The 9,545-nt window shown below is 44.9% G+C and carries 9 protein-coding genes; 8 read left to right on the top strand and 1 reads right to left on the bottom strand.

Translation table 11 applies throughout. From position 1 onward, the window contains the following. Nucleotides 1-9 precede the first annotated feature (9 nt). A complete protein-coding gene (locus tag BVI01S_RS21410) occupies nt 10-1,800 on the bottom strand; it encodes a methyl-accepting chemotaxis protein (RefSeq protein ID WP_244886971.1) in 1,791 nt (596 codons plus the stop codon). Between the two features lie 330 nt (nt 1,801-2,130). Here BVI01S_RS21410 and BVI01S_RS21405 point away from each other — a divergent pair, with 330 nt between their 5' ends. The 8 genes from BVI01S_RS21405 to BVI01S_RS21370 all read left to right on the top strand — a co-directional run bounded on the left by BVI01S_RS21405 (nt 2,131) and on the right by BVI01S_RS21370 (nt 9,221). Continuing rightward, complete coding sequence (locus BVI01S_RS21405; protein ID WP_061811509.1) at nt 2,131-3,438, top strand: aspartate aminotransferase family protein; 1,308 nt, start codon at nt 2,131-2,133, stop codon at nt 3,436-3,438. Continuing rightward, complete coding sequence (locus BVI01S_RS21400; RefSeq protein WP_061811508.1) at nt 3,439-4,137, top strand: 3-oxoacid CoA-transferase subunit A; 699 nt, start codon at nt 3,439-3,441, stop codon at nt 4,135-4,137. It begins immediately after the preceding gene. Continuing rightward, nucleotides 4,116-4,778 carry a 3-oxoacid CoA-transferase subunit B gene (locus BVI01S_RS21395; protein WP_061811507.1) on the top strand — a complete coding sequence of 221 codons (663 nt, stop codon included), beginning with the start codon at nt 4,116-4,118 and terminating at the stop codon, nt 4,776-4,778. Before BVI01S_RS21400 ends, BVI01S_RS21395 begins: the two co-directional genes overlap by 22 nt. 14 nt (nt 4,779-4,792) lie before the next feature. Continuing rightward, nucleotides 4,793-6,058 (top strand): peptidase, encoded by a 1,266-nt coding sequence (locus tag BVI01S_RS21390; protein WP_034758611.1) that lies wholly within the window; start codon nt 4,793-4,795, stop codon nt 6,056-6,058. Between the two features lie 237 nt (nt 6,059-6,295). Next, nucleotides 6,296-7,129, top strand: a complete 834-nt coding sequence (gene ablB / locus BVI01S_RS21385) for a putative beta-lysine N-acetyltransferase (protein ID WP_034758612.1) — start codon at nt 6,296-6,298, stop codon at nt 7,127-7,129. A 53-nt stretch (nt 7,130-7,182) separates the two neighbouring features. After that, a complete protein-coding gene (gene kamA / locus BVI01S_RS21380; RefSeq protein WP_061811506.1) occupies nt 7,183-8,610 on the top strand; it encodes a lysine 2,3-aminomutase in 1,428 nt (475 codons plus the stop codon). Then, nucleotides 8,603-8,893 (top strand): YokU family protein, encoded by a 291-nt coding sequence (locus BVI01S_RS21375; protein WP_034758616.1) that lies wholly within the window; start codon nt 8,603-8,605, stop codon nt 8,891-8,893. The genes kamA and BVI01S_RS21375 overlap by 8 nt, the downstream gene beginning before the upstream one ends. Before the next feature lie 103 nt (nt 8,894-8,996). Then, nucleotides 8,997-9,221, top strand: a complete 225-nt coding sequence (locus BVI01S_RS21370) for a YozE family protein (protein ID WP_034758618.1) — start codon at nt 8,997-8,999, stop codon at nt 9,219-9,221. Nucleotides 9,222-9,545: the final 324 nt, after the last annotated feature.

The following is a 9,545-nucleotide window of genomic DNA, read 5'->3' as shown; positions in this document are numbered from 1 at the left end:
TCTTTTGGATTATATTTTGAAGCTGGAAATTAACTCTTTCAGTTTTTCAGCTTGCTGTGAAAGTTCAGAAGCACTTGCCGTGACTTGTTCCATGGCAGCGGATCCTTCCTCTGATGCAGCTGCAGTGGTTTCGGTGTTAGATGCGGTAGATTCGGCAATTTCATTGACATGGGCAAATGAAGTGGCCACCTCTTGACTGAGATTCAGTGTTTCCTGAATATGGTCGACCATTTCATCCACGACTACCGTTGTCTTCGTCGTTTGGCTCAGTATATCTTCTAGTGATGCGTTGGTCTCATTGGTGATTTCTACTCCTGCGATGACTTCCTTCACGCCGTCGGAGTTTTGCTTGATGATGATATTGACTTCTTCCTGAATGCTGTGGACGATCTCCGTTACACCCTTGGCAGCCTGGCGGGATTGTTCAGCAAGCTTTCTGACTTCATCTGCTACAACTGCAAATCCCCTGCCGTGTTCCCCTGCCCTTGCTGCTTCGATGGCAGCATTCAGAGCGAGAAGGTTGGTTTGTTCGGCAATGTCAGTGATGGTTCCGATAATAGTGGTGATCTGTGTTGAACGTTGTCCCAGGGCTTCGACTGTTTCACTCGTATTGGACATGGTTTCTTCAATGCTCATCATTTTAGTTGAAGAGGCGTGGACAGTCTTTCCGCCTTTTTCAGCAACGACTCTCATGTCACGAGCGGTTTGTCTGACAAGTTCTGCCTGGTTGAATAAGAAGCGGGCGGCTTCCTCCAAGCTGTTCATCTTCTCTAATGAAGAGGACATGCGATGTGTCGTCTGGTCGCTTCCAGCGGCAATTTCACTCGATGTTTCCGCAATGGACGTGATTGTGCGCGATGTTTCCTCTGCAGATGCGAGAAGCTCCTGGCTGCTTGCAGATACGTTTTCTGCCATCTCTGAAACTTGTTTTACAAGCAATGCGATTCCTGCGATAAGCTGATTCGTATCCGACGCCAGGTCAGCCAGCTCATCTTTTGATTTCACATGGATCCGTTTCGTTAAGTCTCCACCTGCATTGGCAATCTCCAAAATGGATGTACTGATTTTCTTTGTATTGGTTTTAATCGTATGAGATAAAATGATTCCAAAGAATACGGCCAATAGAACGGCGAATGCCGATAAGCCGATGGTGACGACTTGCGACAGTTGAACTTGGCGGGTCAGGGAGTCGATCCGTGCATCCAGATCTTTTTGCTGGTCGACGACGATCATATCTACATATGAGCGGATCCCGTCCAGATATTTTTTACCTACTCCAGTTTCGACAAGGTTCGCAGCCTTTTCGAGGCCTTTATCTTTCCTGGTCTCGATCACCCGATCGACAAATTGCATCCAGAAACCGTACTGTGCTTCGATTTTTCCCATCTTCTCAAGCTGTTCCGGGTCATCTTTCAAAAGTGAATTTAAATCTTTGATTTGGCCTTCCACTTCTTTTTTTCCATTTTGATAGGGTGCAAGAAAACCAGTTGCACCTGTAATCACGAACCCTTGCTCCCCGATTTCGATATCGTTTAATACTTTTGAAAGATCCTTTAAGTTGGTATCGACTTTCATATCATATGTGATTAACGTGTCGATTTCTTTCTGGAGCTTCATCATATTGATATAAGAAGTAGACGCGAGGACCAACAGGACAATGGTCAAAAGGCCGAATGACAGGACGACTTTTCCTCTTATAGTACGAAAGTATGAGAATATACCAAAGCTTCTTTTTGGTCTTTCCTTTTTCATTTTCTTTCTTTTTGGCGATTTCAGCCATTTTTCTCTCGTTTTTTTCACCGTTTCCCCCTCCTGAAGATAAAGAAAAAAGTAGCATCAAAGGATGAACTTACCATTATTTTATACATATCGACCTAATATATCTAGTCAATTTGCAGAAATTTTGTCGAATTTTTGAGAATTTTAGTATATTTCAATCATAGAAAATAGGAAACTCTCTTTCGATCATTGCCTGATTTCCGGGAAAATCCAAAGATAAGATGATTTTTAAATAAAAAATGAAAGATTCGGCTTTTCACACATATGAATAAGGTATGGGAAATCTTTATGAGCATCCAGATGAGCGAATCGAAAGAGAGTACGAATCTGATTCTTTCAGGAGGGGGAACAATGCCTCATTCGCATTTAATAAAACCGTTGATTGGGGAGCAATATCCAACGATCGATTATGGAAAGGGTGTTTTCTTGTATGACACCGATGGACATGAATACGTAGATGCCTGTTCTGGAGCGGTGACGGCAAATTTGGGACATGGTATGGAAGAAATCCTTCAATCAATCGTGAATCAAGGAAACAAAGTGGCTTTTGTGTACAGGTCTCAGTTCAGCAATCAGCCGGCAGAGGAGTTAGCCTCCTTTTTGAATGATAAAACTGGTTATCCCTGGACCTTCTTTGTCAATAGTGGATCAGAGGCAGTGGAAACAGCCATCAAGATCGCCATTCAACATTGGCAGGAGAAAGGTAAGCCCCTGAAGAGAAAGATATTATCACGTTGGCTCAGTTATCACGGCATCACCTTTGGGGCCTTATCTGCTTCAGGACATCCATCAAGAAGGGAAAGGTTTGATTCGTTTTTAGGGGACTGGCCAACCATCGAACCCCCTTATTGTGCACACTGTCCATTTGGGAAGACTTACCCTTCTTGCGGTTTGGCATGTGCGTCCCAACTGGATACCATGATTACGAGGATAGGGGCTGAGAACATAGCTGCTTTTATGGCAGAACCGATCATCGGAGCAGCTGGGGGGGCCATCACTCCTCCAAAGGGATATTATGAGCGGATTAAAGAAATCTGTGAAGCCCATGACATATTATTCATTTCCGACGAAGTCATGACCGGATGTGGGAGGACGGGAACCTTTTTAGCTCTGGAACAATGGGGGGTCAAGGCAGATATCGTCGCTGTCGGTAAAGGCCTCAGTGCCGGATATGCTCCGATTGCTGCCACCCTCATTTCTGAAATGATCATGGAACCGATCGTACAGGGAAGTAAAGTGATCATGAGCGGCCATACCTTTAGTGGGAACCCCATGTCTGCCACTGCGGCATTGGCCGTACTTAAGCTGATCGAATCAGAAAAGATCATTGAAGGTGTCGATCAGAAAGGGACCTATTTAAAAAATCTCCTGGAAAAATGCAGGACAGAATTTTCCTTTATTCAGGACATCAGGGGACGGGGCCTCATGTGGGGGATTGAATTTGATGAGCGGGGTGCGGGATTTACGTCTTTCATCGTTCAGAATGGAGTGGATAACGGGATATTGTTATATCCTGCTTCAGCTGGAATTGATGGCAGGAAGGGCTCTGCCATCATGGTGGCACCTCCATTGAACAGTACGAAAAGAGAGCTTGAGGAGATGGTTAAAAGGTTGAGAAGGACTTTTCAAATGGCAGCAGATAATTGGAAGGTGAAGTAGATGTCCGCACATCACAATAAGTTGAGCGACTATGAGGGAATCCGCCACTTTTTTCATGATGAAATGACGATGATGTTTGGAGGGTTTGGAGGGGTTGGTTCCCCTCCTGGCATGATAAAGCATCTTGTGGAGTGGGGTGTGAAGGATCTTACCATCATCGGAAACGACACAGGGTTCCCTCACATCGGCATCGGTCAATTGGTTGCTAAGAATCGTGTGAGGAAAGTGATTGCTTCACACATAGGATCTAATCCGATTGCAGGAAGATTGATGAGTGAAGGGAAGCTTGAAGTTGAATTCTCCCCACAAGGTATCTTAGCTGAAAGAATCAGGGCAGGCGGAGTGGGACTAAAAGGGATCATAAGCGACATCGGGGTGGATGACCCCTATTTGAATAAGGGGAAGACATTCGTTGAGGTAGAGGGTGATCGTTTTGTATTCGAGGCGGCACTGGTTGCTGAAGTGGGGATTGTCTATGCGAAGAAAGCCGATACATTCGGGAACCTTGTCTATGATAAGAGCGCAAGGAATACAAATCCCCTGATCGCCATGGCCTCGGATGTGACGATTGTCGAGACGGAGGAAGTAGTTGCTTACGGAGAGCTGGATCCAGAGGAAATCGTCACTTCAGGAGTGTTTGTGGATCATATCGTGTTGTCTAAAGGAGTCGATTGGAAATGGGCCTGGGAAACGAATTGAAGGAAAAAATGGCAAAACGTGCAGCGCTTGAGGTGAAAGAAAATATGATTGTGAATCTCGGGATCGGGATACCTTCCCTCGTTCCAGATCACCTTCCTCAAGGATTTCCGGTCATATTTCAATCTGAAAATGGAATCATCGGCATCGGTCCTGCACCCTTGAAAGGCCATGAAGATGAAAATCTGTGCAATGCCGGGGGGTTCCCGGTTTCGTTGGTGGAGGGGGGATGTTATACAGACAGCTCCATCGCTTTCGCTATGATCCGCCGGGGCAAGATCGATCTGACGATACTTGGCTCCCTGCAGGTCAGTGAAAAGGGTGATCTTGCCAATTGGATCATACCGGGCAAGAAGGTCCCGGGGATGGGAGGGGCAACGGAACTCGCCTCTAATGCAAAGAAAGTCATTGTACTCATGACCCACTTAGACAAAAATGGCGGCAGCAAGATCGTAAGGGAATGTTCCCTTCCATTAACGGCCAGGCGCTGTGTTTCGATGATCATCACTGATCGTGCTGTATTCTCACTTGAAAATGATCATCTAATTCTGCGTGAGATATTCAATCCTTACACATTGAAAGATATAGAGGAGACGACAGAAGCCAGTTACATCTTAAGCCCTGATATCAAGTTTATAGGGTAGGGGGAGGAATACAAATGGATACTCATCGCCTCATTAAAGAAAAAATAGAAGAAAAAAAGAAAAGGACGATCAAGCTTCTGCAAAGACTGGTTCAGGAAGATAGTGTCAGGGGAAACGAATCAAAGGCACAGGCAATCATCATAGAGAAGTGCAGAAAGCTCGGATTGGATCTGGACATTTGGGAAATAAAAGAGACGGATATCAAGCATCATCCATTTTACAAATGTGACCGGACTAATTTTAAAGGTAATCCCAATGTGGTAGGGGTTTTAAAAGGAACAGGCGGCGGAAAGAGCCTTCTTTTAAATGGACATATCGATGTTGTACCGGAAGGGGATAGAAGAGATTGGATTCATGATCCCTATAGCGGACTCATCAAGGACGGGAAGCTTTACGGGCGGGGAGCAACGGATATGAAAGGCGGTTCGGTCGCTTTGCTACTCGCCATCGAAGTGATACAAGAGTTGAATATTCCTTTAAAGGGAGATGTGATCTTTCAAAGTGTCATAGAAGAGGAAAGTGGGGGAACGGGTACCTTAGCCACATTGATTAGAGGCTATAAGGCGGATGCTGTCATCATTCCTGAGCCGACCAATATGAAGATCTTCCCTAAACAGCAAGGATCCATGTGGTTTCGCCTAAAGGTAAAAGGCAAATCTGCACATGGGGGAACGAGGTATGAAGGGGTAAATGCAATAGAGAAAGCATATAAAGTCATTGGAGTTCTTCAGCAATTGGAGAATGTACGTAATGAGAGGGTGGATGATCCATTGTATCGGAATATTCCTATCCCGTTACCGGTTAATATCGGAAGAATAGAAAGTGGGAAATGGCCATCATCCGTTCCTGATGCGGCTATCATTGAAGGCAGGATAGGAGTCGGACCCTGGGAGACACTCCATGAAGTCGAACAGGAATTCACAACTGAAATTTCCAAGCTGAAATCAATCGATCCCTGGTTTGAAGAACACCCTGTCGAGGTGGAATGGTTTGGCGGGCGCTGGCAGCCGGGCAACCTTCCAAGTGACCATGAATTAGTTAACACCTTGTCGCTGCATGCTAAACAGGTAATGTCGTCTGAGCCGATCATTGAAGCCTCGCCCTGGGGAACGGATGGGGGGATTTTGTCTCAAGGAGGCAATATGCCTGTCGTGATTTTTGGACCGGGCACAACCCAAGTGGCCCATGATGCAAATGAATACATTGAATTAGAGAGGGTTTACCAATCGGCTGAAATTTTTTCTCGATTTATGATCGATTGGTGTAATAAATCCTCATGATTTCTATTCCAATGGGGTAGAAGGTAATAAGATGTTATACTCATTCGATGAGAAGAGGATTGGTCATGACCCGGACACACCAGGACAAAAGAACGAAGTCAAACACCCATCCCTTTCTTCACCCTTAGACAGGAACAACTCACTTGATTCAAGTATGAGGTTGTTCCCTTTTTATGGTGGTTTGTTTCATAACTTATCTTATGCCTTCATATGTTTGTTAAAAAGGGGCTTAAAAGAATGCAAGCATATGAATATATACAACAACCAAAAGTGGAAGCGACCATTTATAAAGATGATTATAATCGCAGGCTCAGGGTGGATGAATTCAGGGGGAACGCAGGAAGGCTATTAGAGCACATGGTGAATATGGCTGAGACCCATCGGTTTGAAAAGTTCATTGTGAAGGCAAAGTCAAATCAGGTTGCCTACCTGATAGAAAAGGGGTTTATTGTAGAGGGGGGAGTAAACGGTTACTTTAGGGGAGACAGTGCTTTCTTTATGAGTAAATTTCTGACGGATGATCGAAGGAATAGTTCTTTTTGGAGAAAAGAGGATGACATTCTTCAAGCGGTTCAACAGCTGGATAGAAAATCCATGGAAGGATCAGGACTGATATCTGTAGCCACCGGGGGGCATGCAGAGAAATTAGCAGATCTCTATCAAGAAGTGTTCACGCTATATCCTGTACCGTTACAAGATCCCGATTATATAAAAGAATCCATGAAAAATGGGACAATCTTTGTATACATCGAGGAGGATGGAAGGATCATCAGCGCTGCATCTGCTGAAATATCTGCAACCAACAAGAATGCTGAACTAACGGATTGTGCTACGAGATCTTCTCATCGTAAAGGCGGGTATATGAAGCATCTGCTGACGAAGCTTGAGGATGAATTAGTGAAACAGAACATTTTTTGCGCGTATACGATTGCCAGGGCACTTTCATTTGGGATGAATGCTGCATTCCACCAGCTTGGGTACAGATATGGTGGGAGACTTGCGAATAACTGCATCATTTTTGACAAAATGGAAGATATGAACATTTGGGAGAAGGATTTAAGTGAAAGGTAGAAGGATTCTCCTGGTCTTGTGGAACGAAACTTTCTGGAAAGTTGGTGGAATAGATGAAAATGAATCTCTATAAACCAAAAAGGGATTGGAAGGATATTGAGCTTTGGAAAGATGTCACGGATGAACAATGGAATAACTGGTTATGGCAGCTGACAAACACAATCAGAACCCTTGATGACTTAAAGAAAGTGGTGAACTTGACGCCGGAGGAAGAAGAAGGGGTCAAAATTTCAACCAAGACCATTCCGTTGAATATCACTCCTTACTATGCATGGCTGATGAATGAGGATGACCCCCGCTGCCCGATCCGGATGCAATCCGTTCCGATAGGCCAGGAGATCCATAAAACAAAGTATGACCTGGAAGATCCTTTGCATGAAGATGAGGATTCACCGGTACCGGGGTTAACGCACAGATACCCGGACAGGGTGTTATTCCTCGTCACCAATCAATGTTCCATGTACTGCAGATACTGTACGAGAAGGAGGTTTTCCGGGCAGATCGGAATGGGTGTCCCGAAGAAGCAGCTTGACGCGGCCATTGAATATATAAGGGAAACGCCGAGCGTAAGGGACGTCCTGCTTTCCGGCGGGGATGGTCTCTTGATCAATGATCAAATACTCGAGTATATATTAAAGAACCTGAGGGATATCCCCCATGTCGAGATCATCCGAATCGGAACGAGGGCTCCTGTCGTGTTTCCACAACGGATCACTGAAAACCTGTGTAATATATTAAAGAAATACCATCCGGTTTGGTTAAATACTCACTTCAATACATCCATCGAAATCACGGAAGAGTCCAAAAAGGCATGTGAGATGCTTGTGAATGCAGGGGTTCCTGTAGGGAATCAAGCTGTGATCCTGGCTGGCATCAATGACAGCGTCCCGATCATGAAGAAGCTTATGCACGATCTGGTTAAAATTCGCGTACGTCCGTATTATATTTATCAATGTGACCTATCGGAGGGGATCGGTCATTTCAGGGCACCTGTCAGCAAAGGGCTTGAAATCATTGAAGGATTGAGGGGACACACATCGGGTTACGCCGTACCGACCTTCGTGTTGGATGCTCCAGGAGGCGGAGGGAAAATATCCCTTCAACCGAATTACCTGATATCCCAAAGTGCTTCAAAAGTGGTCGTAAGGAATTTCGAAGGCGTCATTTCCACCTATCCGGAACCGGAGGAATACGTAGCAGGAAGGGCGGATGAATACTTTAAAGAAGTTTATCATGATGAAGAAATCAATGAACCTACCATAGGGATCGCGGGATTGATGAATCAAACACATTCCTCTCTTACGCCTGCAGGTCTCAACCGTTTGGAACGTCGCAAGGAATATCAGGAGAACCCGGATCATAATTCTCTCAAGGACTTCAGGGGAAAAAGGGATCAGCTGAAGGAAAAGAAGCATAAAGCGATGCTTTCAAAAATGAATCAGGACAAAAATGATGATAAGGAAGAAACCATCAATGGTTGAAAATACGGCGAAACGGTGCGAATGGTGTGAAGAGAACACGGCTCATGCTCATCAGTCAAGTGTGTATTGGGAGCTGCCCGATGGCTCACGGGCGGTTCAGATTGCGAATGTCCCGAGCCTATGTTGCAGTCATTGCGGGATGGACTATCAAGAGGAATCCATCATCAATGAAATAGAGGACCAACTGATGCTGATCGATACGAAGGTAATTGATAAAGTGATTTCTTATAAAGAGTTAATGGCTCTTCCCCGCTTACTTAAGAAGAATTATTTTCGATTTTAGCAGGTAGAGGCACCAATATGCTCTCATTTGATGCAAACACTTTACGAATTCATCATCTTCCGCTATCCTTTTAGAAAAGAAAGAACGAGGGCAGGTGGAAGAGATGAGAAAATCCTTTTATCATTATTTGATGAAATACAGGCAACCTACTGCCAAGGATGATATAACCCGATTTGCGAATTCAGCTTATGATGATCACAGCTTTCCGAAACAGTCCGGGCAATACCATGAAATCAGCTCCTATCTCGAAATGAATGGGCACTACCTTGAAAGCATGTCCATCTTCGACATGGCCTGGGACCAGTACCAATTAGAAGAAAAAGATTAACGATAATCCAAGCCAACGGACTGACATTTGTTTCCCGCAAACGTCGGTCCTTTTTTAAAAAGCAAAGCTCTTTTCGCAGCCTGACTTTAATAACTGGATCTTCAAATGCTCTGTCAATTAGTACGTGGTGGATGGTGAGGGGAACTGCTTCGCTTTCCGTGGACGTTCGGCCAAGCCTCCTCAGCTTTAAATGCTAAAAGTGGCTGCTGTAAAAAAACGTGCAGGTTTCTAAAATAGTTTTAGTAATGCATGCTCAGGAAGTTGATTGGAGTGGAAGGAGCTCGACTCCGACGGGAATAGCGGGAAAGTTGAGACCCCGCAGGG

The sequence above is a fragment of the Rossellomorea vietnamensis NBRC 101237 genome (genome assembly GCF_001591825.1).
Lineage (GTDB): Bacteria > Bacillota > Bacilli > Bacillales > Bacillaceae_B > Rossellomorea > Rossellomorea vietnamensis.
Note: the sequence above shows the minus strand (reverse complement) of the source record. Positions and strands in the feature narration are given on the sequence as shown.

Bases quoted from the DNA above. Each gene is read 5' to 3' on its own strand.
- BVI01S_RS21405 (WP_061811509.1), top strand. From the start codon at position 2,131: ATGCCTCATTCGCATTTAATAAAACCGTTGATTGGGGAGCAATATCCA.
- BVI01S_RS21400 (WP_061811508.1), top strand. From the start codon at position 3,439: ATGTCCGCACATCACAATAAGTTGAGCGACTATGAGGGAATCCGCCAC.
- BVI01S_RS21395 (WP_061811507.1), top strand. From the start codon at position 4,116: ATGGGCCTGGGAAACGAATTGAAGGAAAAAATGGCAAAACGTGCAGCG.
- BVI01S_RS21390 (WP_034758611.1), top strand. From the start codon at position 4,793: ATGGATACTCATCGCCTCATTAAAGAAAAAATAGAAGAAAAAAAGAAA.
- ablB (WP_034758612.1), top strand. From the start codon at position 6,296: ATGCAAGCATATGAATATATACAACAACCAAAAGTGGAAGCGACCATT.
- kamA (WP_061811506.1), top strand. From the start codon at position 7,183: ATGAAAATGAATCTCTATAAACCAAAAAGGGATTGGAAGGATATTGAG.
- BVI01S_RS21375 (WP_034758616.1), top strand. From the start codon at position 8,603: ATGGTTGAAAATACGGCGAAACGGTGCGAATGGTGTGAAGAGAACACG.
- BVI01S_RS21370 (WP_034758618.1), top strand. From the start codon at position 8,997: ATGAGAAAATCCTTTTATCATTATTTGATGAAATACAGGCAACCTACT.